The organism is Sphingomonas sp. IW22 (genome assembly GCF_041321155.1).
In the GTDB taxonomy this organism is placed as follows: Bacteria; Pseudomonadota; Alphaproteobacteria; order Sphingomonadales; family Sphingomonadaceae; genus Sphingomonas.
Genome location: NZ_JBGGWB010000004.1, coordinates 149,862 through 165,836, shown reverse-complemented (window position 1 = coordinate 165,836; position 15,975 = coordinate 149,862). Strand labels below are relative to the sequence as shown.

Below are 15,975 nucleotides of genomic sequence, written 5' to 3'. Positions count from 1 at the left end.
GGATACGGGTAGTGCGGTAATCAACCCGCGGATGAGAGCATGATCAATCGTCGTCGATCAGGCGCCCGCGGCACACCCGCCAAGGTCAATGCGACCGCTGGTCTCGAGGCCAGCGAAGGAGTAAACTCGGCCAGCGTCTCGGATGGCAGTCATGAGAGCGTATATCTGTGCCCGTTTTATGTGACGCCCCCGACATGGCGGTTTGAGTAGACGCGGAGAAGGGCGATGTCGCCCTTCTCCGCGCTCAGTCAGGCGGCGAGCAATTCGTCCGCCGGACCGAAGAATTCGTAATGAATGCGGTCGGATGGGACGCCAGCCAGCGACAAGGTCGAGACGGCGTGCCGCAGAAACGGGCGTGGTCCGCAGATATAGTAATCGGCCTCACCTACAGGCGTGTTGGCGACCAGCCATTCGTCGGTAATGATGCCGGCGACGTCATAATCCCGTCCTGCGACTTCATCTTCGAGCGGGGTCTGATGAAAATCGGTGACGGTGATTGACTTGCCCCGCCCAGCGACAGCGCGAACATGATCACGCATTGCGTGGGTATCGCGGTCATGAGTTCCGTGGACATAGTGCACGGGGACTCCCGCCTCGCCCTCAGCAAGCGTTTCGAGCATGGCCACCATCGGGGTCAGCCCCACGCCGCCCGACAGGAGGATCACCGGGCGTTCGACATGCGCTGCCAGGAAGAATTCGCCTGCAGGCGCGGCAACTTTGAGCACCGTGCCCGGCTTGGCTTCATCATGAAGCCAGCCTGACGCAAGACCAAGCGGCTCACGCTTGACCGAAATGCGATAGGTTTCGCCGTTGGGGGCTGCTGAAATCGAATAGTTGCGCTTGACTGGCGGATGTCCCGGAATTTCAAGCCAGAAGGTCAGATATTGCCCGGGCTTGTGCCGCATGACGGCCCCGCCATCAACGGGGCGCAGAACGAAGGAATTGATGACGCTGCTCTCACGCACGACGTCCTCGACGCGAAAATCGCGCCAGCCATTCCATCCGCCGGTCGCATCCTTCTGTTCTGAGTAGACTCGCTGCTCGCGGGCGATCAGGATGTTGGCCAGGAACCAGTAGGCTTCGCCCCAGGCAGCGAGAATCTCATCGGTGGCCGCATCCCCCAGCACCGCCTTGATCGCCCCCAGGAGCGCCTCGGCAACGTGCGGATAATGTTCGGGCAGAATTTGCAGGCCGACATGCTTCTGCGCGATCCGCTCGACCGCCGGGGCAAGCGCACCGAGATTTTCGATGTTGCTCGCATAGGCGAGAATGGCGCCGGTCAGCGCCCGCGGCTGCGAACCGGCATCACCATGGTGCGATTGGTTGAAAAGGTCGCGAATGTTCGGGTTCTGGAACATCCGGGAATACATCTCGTTCACGATGTCGAGGCCATGCGCTTCGAGCGCGGGGACGGTCGCCTTGACGAGCGCAATGGTCTGATCGCTGAGGGGCTGCGTCATCAACTTCTCCTTTTTGAATGCGTTGAAAATCCCGGAATGTCAGAGCTTGGGAATGTGATCGTAAAAATCCACCTGCATCTTCATCGGCCCTGTCGGCGTTACGAAATGCGGTTGCTGAGGGAGAATCAAGCCAGGCTGGTCAGGCGTCAGGACGATCTCCGAAGGTGGCTCGAGGTAGGTTAGCCGGAGTTCGCCCTCCAAAACCCGGATCACGCCCCAAACACCAGCCTTCGTGTCATGTCGCGCGCGCAAGGCAGCCGGCAGAGTGTCCTGGTTGAACACCGGCGTGGAACGGTAAGGCAAGATTTCAGCCATGGGTTTGCCCTGGTCGCTCGATGGCATCCTTACGTTCCGCGTTGGCGACCGATGCAGCACTCCGTTCCTCCAGTTGGAAGAACATCGCCAGTTGCAGGCTCTCGGCGATGCGCCGCGCCTTCGCTTGTAGCGCCGCTGCCGCTTCGGGCGTCATCCTGTCATTGGTCGTTTGAACCCAGAGTGCGAGCCAGCGCTCGAACAGCGCGGGCGTTATCCTGGCCTTATGCTTCAAATGGGCCGGCACCGGTTGCCCCTTGTATCGGCCACTGGTGAGCATGACGGAGGACCAGAACGCAGTCAGCTTCCCAAGATGCTCCGGCCAGTCATCGATCGCATCGTTGAAAATCGGCCCAAGCGCGGGATCGGCGCGGACCCGCGCGTAAAATTCCTCCACCAAAGGAGTCAGCTCTTCTTCTCTGATTTTCGAGACACCGTCCACGACTCGCGCTCCAATCATGTATATATAATACATCGATCATGATTGCGCATAAACGCAAGGCTAGCGCATATTTCCAGGTCGTCGGTCGCGGCGATGTACACAGCCTGAGAAACTGCTCAGCCCCGCTAGTTTAGCCTTGAATCCGAAACACGAAGGCATAGCATCAGCCAGCGACCCGAAGGAGTCTCGGTGAGACGTAGACACCTTTCCTTGCCCGCCCGTCAAAAGACGGGCGGGTTTTCTTTTCCGATTCCGTAGGACATTCGCTGGAACGCTAATCCGCGTGATCTGGCGCACTCGGAATTTTCAAACACCGTCACAAATACCTAATTGTGCGCAGCTCAAGATCTAATCACCCGATTTTCGCGATCAAGCGGCCGGCGGCACCCTGCTCTGCCGCCAGATTGCGATTATAGGCGAGCGGCATCCGGGGACTCTTCCAGCGTAGCGCATCCATGATCCCCGCCAGATCCTCGCCGCTCGCAAACAGATCCTGGTTCAAGCCCACCCGCGTCGAATGCGCGCTCACGCCCTTGAGCAACTGCGCCAGATCATCGGCGGTGAGGTCGCTCAGCGCGCCCTTGTCGAAGGCGCGCCGGATCATTGCCCGCCAGATCGGCCCGATCGAACCCGGGTGCAACGCCCCCTCTCCCACATCATATTCGGTGCGCGCCGGCACCGCCGACTTCGGCAATGTCTTGCGCAGATCCCAGCTTTCGCGGCCAGAAATCGTCTCGATCCGCCGCCCCTTGACCGCGGCCCGCGCCTTGTAGCGGCGCACCTGCACCCGGCGAAACAGCGGTCCCTCCTCGATGTCGGCAGCCGCAGTCCAGGCGGCGATCGCCCGCACCGAGCGCGGGCTGAGGAACGCGGTCGCGCCCTTTCCCTCCTGATCGCCCTTGCTGCGCGAAATCGTCAGCAGCCGCGCCTCGGGATCGATGGCGTCCACAATGTGCTCGACCTCGACCGCGACCAGCTCGGAGGCGCGCAAGCCCGTGTCGTAGGCGACCGACAGCAAAGCCCGATTCCTGAGCCCCGGCAAATCATCCGCGCAGGCCTCAAGCAGCCCCCGCACATTAAGCCCCCGGGGTGCGTCCCGCTCGACATTGCGCACCGGCCCCTTGAACCGCAGCGGCCGCGCCTGGGCTTGCGTGCTGCCCTTCTCCCGGCGGATCGCGCGGAGCCGCAGCTTGACCAGCTCGGCCTGGGTGGGATCCTTGATGTCGAGCAGCTGGTGGATCTTGGCGATCGACGCCTTGTAGCGACCGAGCGAGGCGGGTTTCGCCCCCTGCCCTGCCCGGGCATCGAGATAGTCGGCGACCGTCTCGGGAGTCGCCGGCGAGGTCACGCGCCCGTTTCGGCGGCACCAATGGTCGAACGCCTCGATGTCGCTGGCAAGCGCGCGCAGGGAATGCGGCGAGGATGCCGCCTGATAGGCGGCGATCAGCTCGGCGTTGATCGTGATTGGCGATCGACAGTTCAGCTTGGTCACCTCCCAGGCGAGGTCGACGGCCTGTCGGCCTCGCCGGCTGCTGATGGGCGCTGGGAGGCTCATCTGGACAGCGCGACAATCTGGTCGAAGCTGTGCGGTTCGACCCCATAGATAGCCTCACGCGTCACGCGCCCATCAAAATCGCTCTGCCATGACCAGAATATCGTCTTTTCAGTGTCCAAATGCCCTGCCCTCCGCCGGGATGCACATACCCACCTTATAGAAAGGCGTCAAATCCGCTTATATGATAACTGTATTATCTCAATGTGCGCCTCGATGCTCAGGTTGTTTCCGACAATCCATGTCGTTCGGGAAGCGAGCACCGAATGGCTGCTCCGGATGAAAGCGGTCAGTCGCCGGCTCTCGACCAAACCACCAGCAGCGTTCAGATTTAAGGCGATCCGCCGCGTGCTCGTCGTTTCCGATATTGCCTGCTCGAGGCGCCCTGCGGAGTTCCTTTTCTCAATCTCTCGATGACAGTTGCGGAAGGAAGCAATCGGCAACAGGTTACGAGAAAATTGCTTCGCATCGGGAGGTAGTGTCGACCGCGCTCGCCCGTCCCGCTGGGGGTTCGTTGCTGGCACAACTGGGCTTGACGCCTTCACGCCCACTCACCCCGCCGACATTATGATCCGGGGTTCTGAGACCGGCAACCCCACGCAAAACGGGCAGGTGGAGGTGGCATCACAACCGAACAGTTTGACACCATCGGCTACAACTCGCGGCGCAATTGACTTTGGATGGTTCTCGTGTTTGATACAGAGCGATGGGGATTGCGATCTCCCCATGAGGCGTTAGCCAAAGAATCGCGTCCAGCTCCATTTTGCTAGAGACGCGCCATGCCTTCGCTCAATACGATCAGTTCCGATAAACTCGCTCGTCTGGTTGCCCTGCCGGGGTCGCCAACACTCGTAGATATTCGTCTCGCACCGAAACAAGCTGTTCCTGGATCGATCTTTCGCAGTTTCGACAAGCCGGACGACTGGTCTGCGATCAAGGCTGCAAGCGTCGTCGTGATCGATGAGGCCGGTGACGGAAGGGCGGTTGCTGCGGCTTCTATTCTACGCAGCGAGGGCGTAGCAGCCGACGCGCTGGAAGGCGGTTTCGCTTCATGGCTCGCTGCGGGGTTTTCCACGGTATCGCTGGACCATTTGCCGCCGCGACACAGTGACGGACGAACATGGTGGGTGACGCGGGCGCGACCCAAGGTCGACCGCATTGCCTGCCCTTGGCTGATTCGCCGGTTTATCGATCCGGAAGCCCGCTTTCTCTTCGTCGCGCCCAGCGAAGTGGTGACCATAGCCACGCAGCAGCAGGCGGAGCCGTTCGACGTTTCCGATCAAGGTGTGCTGTGGAGCCATCGGGGCGAACGCTGCACCTTTGACGTGATGCTCGAAGCGTTTGGTCTGAGCGCCAACGATGCTCTTGTTCGGGTCGCGTCGATTGTGCGCGGCGCGGACACGGATCGTCTGGACATCGCTCCCGAAGCCGCGGGGTTGCTGGCCATCTCGCTTGGTCTTTCACGCATCCACGATGACGATCATGCCCAGCTTGAGGCCGGTATGGCGGTGTATGATGCGCTCTATCGATGGAGCCGCGACGCGCAGGGCGAAAAGCACAACTGGACCTCGCACCAACCCGCACGCGGGAAGATTTCGGCATGACGGTGGCGACGATCGATGCGCGAACAAGCGCCCGGCCGGAGCCGGTCACACTCGGCGAAGCCTTCTGGGTTTGGCTGAGGATCGCCATGCTATCCTTCGGTGGACCCGCCGGGCAGATCGCGGTGATGCACCGCATTCTCGTCGACGAAAAGCGGTGGATCGGCGAGCAGCGTTTCCTCCACGCGCTCAACTACTGCATGTTGCTGCCTGGCCCGGAGGCACAGCAGCTCGCCACCTATATCGGATGGCTGATGCATCGCACGAAGGGCGGCATCGTCGCCGGCGTGCTGTTCGTCATCCCCGGCGCGGTCGCGATCATGGCGCTGAGCTGGATTTATGTCCTTTATGGCCGTGTAGGTCTCGTCTCGGCACTGTTCTTCGGCCTCAAGGCCGCGGTGTTGGCCGTCGTCCTCCAGGCGGTCGTGCGGATCGGCAGCCGCGCCCTCAAAAGCGCACCGGCGCGAATCCTCGCTGCGGTCGCCTTCGTCCTGATCTTCTTCGCCGGTGCGCCATTCCCGCTCATCGTGCTGGGCGCCGGGATCATCGGGTGGTGGTCGGCGCGGCAGGGGAGCACCGCATTCCGCGGTGGCGGTCATGGCGCTTCGAAAGGCGCAACCGTTGCCGATGCCGATACGCTGCTCGGCGAGGAACTGCCCGACCACGCCCGCCCGACCTGGCGGGAGACGGTGCGCACGGCGATCGTCTGGCTCGCGCTGTGGCTGGTGCCGGTAGCGGCGCTTCTGGTCGCGTTTGGCCCCGACGACGTGTTCAGCCGGATAGCGACGTTTTTCTCGACGATGGCGATGGTGACGTTCGGGGGTGCCTATGCCGTTCTCGCCTATGTCGCGCAGCAGGCGGTCGGCACTTATGGCTGGCTGGGTCCGAAGGAGATGCTCGACGGGTTAGGCATGGCGGAGACGACGCCGGGACCGCTCATCATGGTCCTGCAATTCGTCGGCTTCCTTGGTGCCTATCGTGATCCCGGAACGCTGTCACCGCTGGTCGCCGGAACCCTCGGCGGGTTGCTGGCGACCTGGGTGACGTTCGTGCCGTGCTTCCTGTGGATCTTCCTCGGCGCGCCGTTCATCGAGCGGCTGCGCGGCAATGCTGCGGTCGCGGGCGCGCTATCCGCCATCACGGCCGCGGTCGTCGGCGTTGTCCTCAACCTCGCGATCTGGTTCGCGCTGCACACACTCTTCCGCACGACGATCGCGGTGTCGGCAGGCCCTATTCGGTTCGACGCGCCGGTGTTGACCAGCATCGATCCGGCCGCCCTCGTGCTGTCATTGGGGGCTGCTTACGCGATCTTCATGACGCGGGCAGGAGTCATCACGACGCTGCTGGCGACGTCGGCCGCCGGACTGGCGCTATACGCGTTAGGAGCGATACGATGAGGTGGGTCTTGCAATGGCTCATTGGCGCATTGCTGCTCGGAGCCGCCCAGCCCGCCGTCGCCGAGGACGATACGCAGGCATGGGCGGCCGTTATCGCCTCGGGAACGGTTCGCGGCGACCTGTTCCTCTGGCTTGAAGGTCAGGCGCGCGCGATCGACGATGTTGGCGGCGGCAGTCAGCTAGTCTTGCGCCCGGCCATCGGCGCGCGGATCGGTCGCGACGCTCATGCCGTGGTCGGCTACGCCTATGTTCGCACCGATCCGGAGACAGGCCGGACCACCAAAGAACATCGCATCTGGCAGCAGCTTCAGTTCGCGGCCCTGCGAACGAAAGCGGGCGCTCCTCTGGTCATTAGCCGCACCAGGCTCGAACAGCGCATGATCGAGGGCCGCGATGACACGGGATGGCGGCTGCGCCAGTTCGTCCGGTTGCAGGTGCCGATCGCGCGCAAGGGCGCGGTTCAGGCGGTTGCCTTCACCGAAGGGTTCTTCAATCTGAACTCGACACAATGGGGCGCCCGGGACGGGGTGGATCAGTGGCGCACCTTCGTCGGTGTCGGCTTGCCCGTAGCCAAGCGGATGCGACTGGAGCCCGGCTATCTCAATCAGCGTGTTTTCCGCCGTGGCGAGGATCGGACCAACCATGTGTTGAGCGCGACCCTGTTCGTCGGCTTGTGACGGTTACTCAGGACGGAGTGGTGCGCATGTTGAAAGCGATTTTGCTAGCCGGGGTTCTGACCCTCGGCATCACGGCTCCAGCCTCGGCCGCACCCGACTGGCCTGCGGTCGATCGCGCGCTGGGGCGGCCCGGCACCGAACAGGCGGGCGGCGTCCATCGTTATGGCTTTCCGCGCTCGGACCTGAAGGTGACGCTTGACGGCGTGGCGATCAAGCCGGCGCTTGCGCTTGGTTCCTGGGCGGCGTTTCAGCCGATGGGCGACGAAGCGATGGTCATGGGCGACCTGGTGCTGACGCATGAGGAAGTGAACCCGGTGATGAGCCGGCTGCTCGCATCAGGCTTCACGATCACGGCGCTCCACAACCACCTGCTACGGTCGGCGCCGGCGACCATGTATATGCACGTCGCGGGGCACGGCGATCCCGTGAAGCTCGCGACGGCGTTGCATCAGGCACTCGCGGCCAGCGCGACCCCGCTCGTCTCGCCCTCGCGGGACTCGCAACCTTCGGGAGCGGGCGCGTCGTCTCCGATCGACCTAAATGCCGCCGCACTCGATCAGGCGCTCGGCGCCAAGGGCAAACCCAACGGCGGCGTGCTGCAATACAGCTTCCCCCGCGCCGAACGGCTGATGGACGGAGGCATGGTCACGCCGGCATCGATGGGCACCTCAACGGCGATCAATTTCCAGCCCACCGGCAACGGCAAGGCCGCGATCACAGGCGACTTCGTGATGATTGCGAGTGAGGTGGACCTGGTGCTTCGCGCCCTGCGAGCCGGCGGAATCGAAGTCACCGCGCTTCACAATCACATGCTGAACGACGAACCGCGGCTATTCTTCATGCACTTCTGGGCGAACGATGATGCCGGCAAGCTGGCACGAAGCCTGCGAACAGCGCTCGACAAGATGAACAATCAGCGAGGCTAAGGTGGACCCGTCCGAAGCCATTGCCCTGAAACGGAAGAAGGCAATGCTCGCGTCGCCGCGGACAAAGCCTCCGAAAACCGGTCTAATCGATCCGCCCTGATTCTCAATGAATATCCGTTAGGCGAAGCGCTCGGCCCGCAAACATTCTTGGCCTTGTGTCCCCGTCGTCGGGTGATGTCTGGTGCGCCGCGCCGCTCGGTAGCGGCGCGGCGGCGGACTAAGCCATCCAGCGGTGTGTTATCGAGCCGATGGGGTGGCGGACACGACCTTGCCATCGGCGCCCATGACGACGTGGAGCGTGCGCTTGGCGGCGGGCTCGGCGGGGTTGGTGAACGTCACGACGGTCTGCTGAACGCCGTTGGCGGTGCGCTTCTCGGTGCCTTGCACAGTCGCCTTGGACCAACTCGGAGCGAGCTTCGATTGCGCCACCATGCGCACGACATGCTGACGGGCGACGTCGGCCGGCGCCTGGTTGTGCGCCTCGTCGTCATGGTCGGGGTGGGCGGCAGCGGGGGCAGCGATCAGGGCCGCGAATGCCAGAACAGCGTATTTCATGGTCTTCTCCTCGTGGTGAAAGCGGTGGAACGGGGGTGCTGCGATCAGGATTTCGGCTTGGCGGCGAAGCTGCGGAACGTGCCGGTGGCCGTCACGGTGATAGTGACGGGCGCAGCGGTGCGGTTGCGCCAATACCACCCGTGCATCCCGTCGAACGGCGCCTGGAACTCGCCCTTCTCGCCGGCGGATGAGCCTTTCTCGTAACTGGAATATTGGTCGGCGGGCGCGCCGTGTTCCTCACCATGCAGCTCGAAGCGGACCTCCGGTCCCCCGGTCGACCATGCGTATGTCATTCGATCCCCGGCGCGCATGTCGGCCTTCACCTCGCGGCCCTCGTCGGGCGCGAGCGTGATCTTGACCTCGGCGGTCTGTGCGGTAGCCGGCGCGCCCGATGCTGCCGGCGACGGCGCTGTGACTGCGGGTGCCGTCGCGGCCTCGGCCGCATGTTCGGCCTGCTTGACCTCGCCCATGCGGGTGAGGCCGAACAGACGGCCCGTGCCGATCGGATCGACGCCATATTCCGCGGGAAGGATGGTGGTGACGAGCAGCACGACGGCGACGCCGAACGCGGTGAGGGTCGCCCGATTGAGTTGGTGTAGCGTCGGCAGATCGCCGGCATTCGGGAGGTTCGAGCTGGTCATCAGGCGTTCCCTTCGAGAATGAGGCCGGCGAGCTGGTAGCCGGTAAGGACGAAGCCGGCGGTCATCAGGACCACGTTCGCGGCGATGGCGTGTCGGCGGAAGCTGGGGGTGCGACGCCAATAGCCCATCCCGATCAAGATCGCGGACAGGGCGAGCAACTGGCCGATCTCGACGCCGACGTTGAACGACAGCAGGTTCACCAACAGCCCGTTCGACGGCAGCGCGAAGTCCTGGAGCTTGGTGGCTAGGCCGAAGCCGTGGAACAGGCCGAAGACCAGCACCGCGACCTTGGTATTGGGCTGGACGCCGAACCAGCGTTGATAGGCGCCTAGATTGTCGAGCGCTTTATAGACGACGGACAGGCCGATGATGGCGTCGATCGCGTAGGGGTTGACGTGGGTGCCGAGCAGGACGCCGGCGATCAGCGTCGTGCTGTGGCCGATCGCGAAGAGCGTCACGTAGGCGGCGACCTGCTTCATCCGGTAGAGGAAGAAGATCACCCCGAACAGGAACAGCAGATGGTCGTAGCCCGTGACCATGTGCTTGGCGCCAAGGTAGAGGAAGGCGCCCGGGGCCGGTCCGTTGATCGTTTCAATGAACGCCTGATCGCCCTCGGCGACGCCGTGTGCGTAGGCGGCGCTCGCCATGAATGTCGCCGCGGCGACCGCGATGAACATTGACGCGGCGCGAAAAGGCGGCGGGAGCCGCCACGGGCGGGTGATGGATATGTCCACGGTGTCTCGTCTCCGGTTCGTCACGCGATGGCGTGGGTAGGAGTGGCAGGGTCGGTGCGGCGCCGATGCGACCAACGGCTTGCGAGCGCGGTGATCGCTGGCAGCACCAGCAGCGTGAGGGCGGTCGAGGTGATGAGGCCGCCGATGACGACGGTCGCGAGCGGCCGTTGCACCTCGGCGCCGGTGCCGGTGGCGAGCGCCATCGGCACGAAGCCGAGCGACGCGACCAATGCCGTCATCAGCACTGGGCGGACGCGCTCCATCGCGCCACCCACGATCGCCTCGTCGTCGCTCTGCCCTTCCTCGCGCCGCTTCCCGATCGCGCTCATCATCACGAGCCCGTTGAGGACCGCGACGCCCGATAGGGCGATGAAGCCGACAGCGGCGGTGATCGAGAAGGGGATGCCGCGCAGCAACAGCGCGAACACGCCGCCCGCCAGCGCCATCGGCACGGCCGAGAACACGATCGCCGCAGGGATGAAGCCCCCCAGCGCCATGTAGAGCAGCGCGTAGATGGCGAGGAAACAGATCGGCACGACGATCAGGAGCCGCAACCGCGCGGATTGCAGGCTCTCGAAGGTGCCGCCCCACGCCGTATACATGCCGGCGGGAAGCTGCATCTGGCCGATCTTGGCCTGCGCCTCTTGGACGAAGCCGCCTAGATCGCGCCCGCGCACGTTGATCTGGACGACCACCATGCGCTTGCCGTTCTCGCGGCTGATCTGGTTCAACCCCTGGGTGTAGCTGAACCGCGCGACCTGGCTGAGCGGGATCGAGCGCGCGACCTGACCCTCGGCCGCGGGCAGCATCACCGGGATCGAGCCCAGCGTCTCCACGTCGTCGCGCTGCGCGTCGGGGAGGCGGACCACCACGTCAAAGCGGCGGTCGCCCTCGAACAGCAGCCCGGCCTCGCGACCGCCGAGCGCGGCCGAGACGGTGTTCGCCACCTCCTCTACCGACAGGCCGTAGCGACCTGCCGCTTGCCGATCGATCTGCACGTCAAACGTCGGGGCACCCGACGTCTGCTCGGCACTCACATCGGCCGCGCCGGGGATGGTGCGCATTGCCACGGCAATGCGCTTCGCCTGTTCGCTCATCGCGTCGAGGTCGTCGCCGTAGAGCTTGATCGCGACGTCCGACCGGACGCCGGCGATCAGCTCGTTGAACCGCATCTGGATCGGTTGCTGGATCTCGGTGCGGTTGCCGATGAGCGGCTTCATCCGCTCCTCGATGCGGCGAAGAATGTCCTCCTTGCTCTTCACCTCTGCCGGCCATTCATCTTCCGGCTTGGGGATGACGTAAGTGTCCGACGCATTGGGCGGCATCGGATCGGTGCCAAGGTCGGCGTTGCCGTTCTTGGAGAAGACCAGCGCCACCTCGGGAAGCGTTTTCAGGGCGTTCTCGATCTGAAGCTGCATCTGTGTCGATTGGTCGATCGAGGCCGATGGCACGCGGAAGTTGGTGACGGTGATGTCCTTCTCGTCGAGCTGCGGCATGAACTCCTCGCCGAGCAGGCCGAAGCTCAGCACCGCCGCTGCGAACACACCGACGCCGCCCAGGATAAAGGGCATCGGCCGGGCAACGGCCCGCCCCAGCACGGGGGCGTAGCGTTCCTTGAACCAGCGGATCGGCTTCACCTCGGTCTCGCTGACCTTGCCCGTCACCACGATCGCGATCATCGCCGGCACGAAGGTCAGCGACAGGACGAAGGCGGAGGCGAGCGCCACCATCAACGTGATCGCCATCGGCGCGAACGTCTTGCCCTCGACGCCTTGGAAGGTGAGCAATGGCACGAAGACGAGGAAGATGATGAGCTGACCATAGACGGTCGGCCGCACCATCTCCTTCGCGGCGAGGGTGGTTTCCTCCATCCGCTCCTCGCGGGTGAGAAGGCGACCCTCATGCTCCTGACGCTCGGCGAGGCGGCGTAGCGCGTTCTCGACGATGATGACCGCGCCGTCGACGATCAGGCCGAAGTCGAGCGCGCCCAAGCTCATCAGGTTGCCGGACACGCCAAGCCCGTTCATGCCGGCCGCCGTCATCAGCATCGTGATCGGGATGACCGCGGCGGTGATGAGCGCGGCGCGGATATTGCCGAGCAGCAGGAACAGGACGACGATGACGAGCAGCGCGCCTTCGGTCAGGTTCTTCTCGACGGTCGCGATCGTGGCATTGACGAGCTTGGATCGATTATAGACCGGCTCGGCGAACACGTCGGGCGGCAGCACCTTGTTGATCTGCGTCAATTTCTCGGCGGCATCGGTTGCGACGATGCGACTGTTGTCGCCGACCAGCATCAGCACGGTCGAAATGACCGCTTCCGATCCCATGCGGCTACCCGAGCCGGTGCGGACTGCACCGCCGATCACGACCTGGCCCACGTCCTTGACGCGGACCGGGACGCCGTTGCGGGTGGCGACGACCGCCTCCTGAATGTCCTCGATCGACTTCAGCCGGGCATCGGCGCGGACTAGGAAGCTCTCGCCGGCCCGGCGCACATAGTTGGACCCGGCGGAGAGGTTCGCGCGCTCCATCGCGTCCGCCAGCTCCGTCACCGACAGGCCGTAGCTGGCGAGCGCGTTCAGGTTCGGCTCGATCAGATATTGCTTCACATAGCCGCCGTTGGAATCGACGCCGGCGACGCCGCGCACAGCGCGCATTTGCGGGCGGATGATCCAGTCCTGGACCGTGCGAAGATAGGCGGCCTTCGCCAGCTCGGTGGTCAGCCGCTCACCTTCCGGGGTGAGATAGCTGCCGTCCGACTGCCAGCCCGGCTTCCCGTCGACCGTCTTGATGCCCTTGCCGTCGGGGTGACGGAAGGCGACCGAGTAGAAGAAGATCTCGCCCAGGCCGGTGCTGAGCGGTGCGAGGATCGGCTGCGCGTTGGCGGGCAGGCTGTCGCGCGACTGCGCGAGCCGTTCCGTGACCTGCTGGCGCGCGAAGTAAATATCGGTGGAATCGGCGAAAACCGCCGTTACCTGGCTGAAGCCGTTGCGCGAGATGGAGCGCGTCATCTCCAAGCCGGGGATGCCCGCAAGCGCGGTTTCGACGGGGAACGTGACCTGCTTCTCGATATCGACCGGCCCGAGCGTCGGGGCGAAGGTGCTGATCTGCACCTGACGGTTGGTGACGTCGGGCACCGCGTCGATCGGGAGCTTGGTGATCTGCCACAGGCCGAAGCCGATGACGACGAGGGTCAGGAAGGCGACGAGCCATCGCATCCGGACCGAGAGGGAGAGGATGCGGCCAATCATTCCGCCGACTCCTTCTCGATCTCGGCCTTGAGCAGGAAGGCATTGGTGGTGGCGATCGGCGTGCCGGCGGAAAGGCCGCCGGTGATCGCCACCATGCCGCCCGATCGGCTGCCGATCCGGACCGGCTGCGCGCGGAAGCCCTGGGCGGTCCGCACGAACACCACGCTCTCGGTCCCAAGCGTCTGCACCGCGTCCTGCGGCACCATCACGCCGCTCTTGGCGGCACCGCCGCTGGCGAGGATGCGCGCCTGGACGAGCTGGCCGGGGGCGAGCGTGCTGCCGCCTGCGGTCGGCGTCACGATCACGGTGGCGGTCCGCGACTGCGGATCGACGACGCCGGTGGACGAGCGCACGCGTCCCTCGATCGTGCGACCGTCGTTGGTGGTCAGCTCCACGCGGTCGCCTTCACGCACGCGGCCCGCATCGGCGGGGGGCACGCTGGCGGTGATCTGGAGACGGCGCGGGTCGGCGACGCGGAACAGCTCGGTCTCGGCCGCGACGAATTGGCCGAGATTGGCGGCGGCATTGGTGACGCGGCCCGCCACCGGACTCACGACGGCGACGGAGCGCCCGTCTCCCGACACGCGCGCGGCGCCGGCTGCGGCGCTGGCGCGCCGGGCATCGGCCTCGGCGACGGCGAGGTTGGCCTGTGCGGACTCGAAGTCGGCACGGGGGCTGACACCCTGATTGAGCAAGCTGCGCTCTCGCGCGAGCTGGCGAGCGGCAAGGGTCACGCGCGCCGATGCGGCCGAGCGATCGGCCGCGATCTGCGAGGCGTCACGGCTCTCGACCAGCGCGAGGGTCTGACCGGCACGAACGGGATCGCCGATGCGGACCATGATCCGGCTGACCGCGCCCGGCGCGCGGGCGGTCAGCACCGCTTCGGCATCGGGGGTGGCCTCGACCGTGGCGGAGGCTAGGATTGCGGCGTCCAGCTCGCCGGCGGCTGCGGGGGCGACGGCGATCTGCGAGGCGGCGAGCGCCTGGGATGTCATCGCGACCGTGTTCGACGGCTTGGCCGGCGCTGCCGTCGCCTCCATGGCAGCGGGTGCAGGGACGGGCGATTGGGTAAGGCGCGCGGCACCGAACCCGAGCCCCGCGGCGGCGACCAGGCCGATGGCGGCGCCGGTGTAAAGACGATTCCTGTCGGTCATTGGACCGCTTCCCCCGTGATGGTGAGGCCCTGAAGACGGGCGAGATTGGCGCGAGCGTCGAGACGGGCGGCAGCGGCATCGAGAATGACGCCGCGAGCGACCCCGAGATTGTGGCGGGCGGCGAGCAGTTCGATCAGCGGCGACTTGCCCGCCTCATAGGCGATGCGGGCGAGGCGATAGCCTTCCTCGGCCGTCGCCATCGTGCGCTGTGCGGCAGCGGCACGGGCATCGGCCGCCTCGACCAGCGCGAGCCCGGCGCGGGTGCCGGCCTCCGCTTCGAGCCGTGCCGCTGCGGCCCGCGCCTCGGCCCCTTGCAGATCGGCGCGCGCGGCGGCGATGTTGCCCCGGTTGCGATCGAAGAAGGGCAGGGGCACCGATACGCCGGCAACGACTGCCGGACCGCTTGCCACGCGGAGCTGGCGGACCCCGAGCTGGGCGGTGACGTTCGGGATGGCGAGACGCTGCTGGACCGTCACCGCCCGGGCGGCCGCATCGCGCTCGGCTTCCGCGACGCGCACCGTCGTCGCCTGCATCGGGTCGATCGGCCCGATGGTCGGCCTGGCGTCGAGGCGATCGAGCAGCGATTCCGAAACGCCGGTGAACGGCGTGGGCGAGCCGGCGAGGGCGGACAGCCGTGCCAGCGCGACCGTCTTGAGCGCGCGGGCGTTCTCAAGATCAGCCTGGAGCGTGTTGAGTTCGGTTTCCGCCTGCACCTGGCGCAGCCGGGCTTCCTTGCCCGCCCCGACGAGGGCACGGGCCACCTTCAGGTCGGCGATTGCCTCCTCAACCTCGTCCTCGGCGAGCGCGATGCGGCGATCGGCGATCTCGGCGCCGACATAGGCGCGCGCCAGCTCGGTCGCATAGACGAGGCGTCCGTCGCGGTTCCGCGCCTGCGCAGCGACGATGCCGGCTTCGCCGGCGGCGATCCGGGCCGATCGCTTCCCGCCCAGCTCGATAGGCTGGTCGATCTGGAAGGTCGTCTGCTGCTGATTGCGGGCGTTGCGATCAAGGTCGCCGGCGAAGTTCTCGGCATAGACGTTGATCGACGGGTTGGGACGCGCGCGTGCCTGCTCGGCAAGGCCCCGCGCTCGCGCGACGTCGGCCTCTAGCGCCGTGACGCGCGGCACGTCGCGCGTCTGGCTCAAGAGCTGTGCGAATGGGGGCGCGGTCTGCGACCACGCTGCGCCTGCGGGGCATAGCGCCGCGAGCGTGCCGGCCAGCGCAAGCACGCGCTGCCGGCGATAACTGCCGTTCATAGTCCATGATCCTC

The 15,975-nt window shown here is 65.4% G+C and carries 14 protein-coding genes; 4 read left to right on the top strand and 10 right to left on the bottom strand.

Annotation, left to right across the window (positions count from 1 at the left end):
- Positions 1-248 precede the first annotated feature (248 nt).
- The 4 genes from hmpA to ACAX61_RS15520 form a co-directional block, all read right to left on the bottom strand.
- Positions 249-1,460, bottom strand: a complete 1,212-nt coding sequence (gene hmpA, locus ACAX61_RS15535) for an NO-inducible flavohemoprotein (protein WP_004206960.1) — start codon at positions 1,458-1,460, stop codon at positions 249-251.
- A 39-nt stretch (positions 1,461-1,499) separates the two neighbouring features.
- Positions 1,500-1,775 (bottom strand): TehB family protein, encoded by a 276-nt coding sequence (locus tag ACAX61_RS15530; protein WP_004206958.1) that lies wholly within the window; start codon positions 1,773-1,775, stop codon positions 1,500-1,502.
- Positions 1,768-2,247: a group III truncated hemoglobin gene (locus tag ACAX61_RS15525; protein ID WP_017503290.1), complete on the bottom strand. Its 480-nt coding sequence runs from the start codon at positions 2,245-2,247 to the stop codon at positions 1,768-1,770. The genes ACAX61_RS15530 and ACAX61_RS15525 overlap by 8 nt, the downstream gene beginning before the upstream one ends.
- Before the next feature lie 319 nt (positions 2,248-2,566).
- A complete protein-coding gene (locus ACAX61_RS15520; RefSeq protein WP_037522307.1) occupies positions 2,567-3,769 on the bottom strand; it encodes a tyrosine-type recombinase/integrase in 1,203 nt (400 codons plus the stop codon).
- Positions 3,770-4,545: 776 nt separating this feature from the next.
- On the opposite strand from ACAX61_RS15520, the gene ACAX61_RS15515 reads away from it, so the two are divergent.
- The 4 genes from ACAX61_RS15515 to ACAX61_RS15500 are packed head-to-tail and all read left to right on the top strand — an operon-like array spanning position 4,546 to position 8,367.
- Positions 4,546-5,370 carry a chromate resistance protein ChrB domain-containing protein gene (locus tag ACAX61_RS15515; protein WP_370715657.1) on the top strand — a complete coding sequence of 275 codons (825 nt, stop codon included), beginning with the start codon at positions 4,546-4,548 and terminating at the stop codon, positions 5,368-5,370.
- Positions 5,367-6,764 carry a chromate efflux transporter gene (chrA, locus tag ACAX61_RS15510; RefSeq protein ID WP_370715656.1) on the top strand — a complete coding sequence of 466 codons (1,398 nt, stop codon included), beginning with the start codon at positions 5,367-5,369 and terminating at the stop codon, positions 6,762-6,764. Before ACAX61_RS15515 ends, chrA begins: the two co-directional genes overlap by 4 nt.
- On the top strand, positions 6,761-7,441 hold the full coding sequence (locus ACAX61_RS15505) for a DUF2490 domain-containing protein (protein ID WP_370715655.1): 681 nt from the start codon (positions 6,761-6,763) through the stop codon (positions 7,439-7,441). The genes chrA and ACAX61_RS15505 overlap by 4 nt, the downstream gene beginning before the upstream one ends.
- A gap of 26 nt (positions 7,442-7,467) precedes the next feature.
- Complete coding sequence (locus ACAX61_RS15500) at positions 7,468-8,367, top strand: DUF1259 domain-containing protein (protein WP_370715654.1); 900 nt, start codon at positions 7,468-7,470, stop codon at positions 8,365-8,367.
- Positions 8,368-8,604: 237 nt separating this feature from the next.
- On the opposite strand, the gene ACAX61_RS15495 is transcribed toward ACAX61_RS15500, so the two are convergent.
- The 6 genes from ACAX61_RS15495 to ACAX61_RS15470 form a co-directional block, all read right to left on the bottom strand.
- Complete coding sequence (locus ACAX61_RS15495; RefSeq protein WP_370715653.1) at positions 8,605-8,922, bottom strand: DUF6488 family protein; 318 nt, start codon at positions 8,920-8,922, stop codon at positions 8,605-8,607.
- A 44-nt stretch (positions 8,923-8,966) separates the two neighbouring features.
- Positions 8,967-9,563, bottom strand: a complete 597-nt coding sequence (locus ACAX61_RS15490) for a hypothetical protein (RefSeq protein ID WP_370715652.1) — start codon at positions 9,561-9,563, stop codon at positions 8,967-8,969.
- The gene (locus ACAX61_RS15485) at positions 9,563-10,240 is read right to left on the bottom strand and encodes a HupE/UreJ family protein (protein WP_370715651.1); all 678 of its coding nucleotides are present in this window, start codon (positions 10,238-10,240) and stop codon (positions 9,563-9,565) included. The genes ACAX61_RS15490 and ACAX61_RS15485 overlap by 1 nt, the downstream gene beginning before the upstream one ends.
- Before the next feature lie 77 nt (positions 10,241-10,317).
- Complete coding sequence (locus ACAX61_RS15480) at positions 10,318-13,551, bottom strand: efflux RND transporter permease subunit (RefSeq protein WP_370715650.1); 3,234 nt, start codon at positions 13,549-13,551, stop codon at positions 10,318-10,320.
- A complete protein-coding gene (locus ACAX61_RS15475; protein ID WP_370715649.1) occupies positions 13,548-14,705 on the bottom strand; it encodes an efflux RND transporter periplasmic adaptor subunit in 1,158 nt (385 codons plus the stop codon). The genes ACAX61_RS15480 and ACAX61_RS15475 overlap by 4 nt, the downstream gene beginning before the upstream one ends.
- Positions 14,702-15,961, bottom strand: coding sequence for a TolC family protein (locus ACAX61_RS15470; protein WP_370715648.1), 1,260 nt, complete (start codon positions 15,959-15,961; stop codon positions 14,702-14,704). Before ACAX61_RS15470 ends, ACAX61_RS15475 begins: the two co-directional genes overlap by 4 nt.
- Positions 15,962-15,975: the final 14 nt, after the last annotated feature.

What these genes read in the sequence shown, in the direction of transcription:
- ACAX61_RS15530 (WP_004206958.1), bottom strand. Translation starts at nt 1,775, where the DNA reads ATGGCTGAAATCTTGCCTTACCGTTCCACGCCGGTGTTCAACCAGGAC.
- ACAX61_RS15495 (WP_370715653.1), bottom strand. Translation starts at nt 8,922, where the DNA reads ATGAAATACGCTGTTCTGGCATTCGCGGCCCTGATCGCTGCCCCCGCT.
- ACAX61_RS15480 (WP_370715650.1), bottom strand. Translation starts at nt 13,551, where the DNA reads ATGATTGGCCGCATCCTCTCCCTCTCGGTCCGGATGCGATGGCTCGTC.
- ACAX61_RS15505 (WP_370715655.1), top strand. Translation starts at nt 6,761, where the DNA reads ATGAGGTGGGTCTTGCAATGGCTCATTGGCGCATTGCTGCTCGGAGCC.
- ACAX61_RS15525 (WP_017503290.1), bottom strand. Translation starts at nt 2,247, where the DNA reads ATGTATTATATATACATGATTGGAGCGCGAGTCGTGGACGGTGTCTCG.
- ACAX61_RS15490 (WP_370715652.1), bottom strand. Translation starts at nt 9,563, where the DNA reads ATGACCAGCTCGAACCTCCCGAATGCCGGCGATCTGCCGACGCTACAC.
- chrA (WP_370715656.1), top strand. Translation starts at nt 5,367, where the DNA reads ATGACGGTGGCGACGATCGATGCGCGAACAAGCGCCCGGCCGGAGCCG.
- ACAX61_RS15515 (WP_370715657.1), top strand. Translation starts at nt 4,546, where the DNA reads ATGCCTTCGCTCAATACGATCAGTTCCGATAAACTCGCTCGTCTGGTT.
- ACAX61_RS15485 (WP_370715651.1), bottom strand. Translation starts at nt 10,240, where the DNA reads ATGTTCATCGCGGTCGCCGCGGCGACATTCATGGCGAGCGCCGCCTAC.
- ACAX61_RS15520 (WP_037522307.1), bottom strand. Translation starts at nt 3,769, where the DNA reads ATGAGCCTCCCAGCGCCCATCAGCAGCCGGCGAGGCCGACAGGCCGTC.
- ACAX61_RS15475 (WP_370715649.1), bottom strand. Translation starts at nt 14,705, where the DNA reads ATGACCGACAGGAATCGTCTTTACACCGGCGCCGCCATCGGCCTGGTC.
- hmpA (WP_004206960.1), bottom strand. Translation starts at nt 1,460, where the DNA reads ATGACGCAGCCCCTCAGCGATCAGACCATTGCGCTCGTCAAGGCGACC.
- ACAX61_RS15470 (WP_370715648.1), bottom strand. Translation starts at nt 15,961, where the DNA reads ATGAACGGCAGTTATCGCCGGCAGCGCGTGCTTGCGCTGGCCGGCACG.
- ACAX61_RS15500 (WP_370715654.1), top strand. Translation starts at nt 7,468, where the DNA reads ATGTTGAAAGCGATTTTGCTAGCCGGGGTTCTGACCCTCGGCATCACG.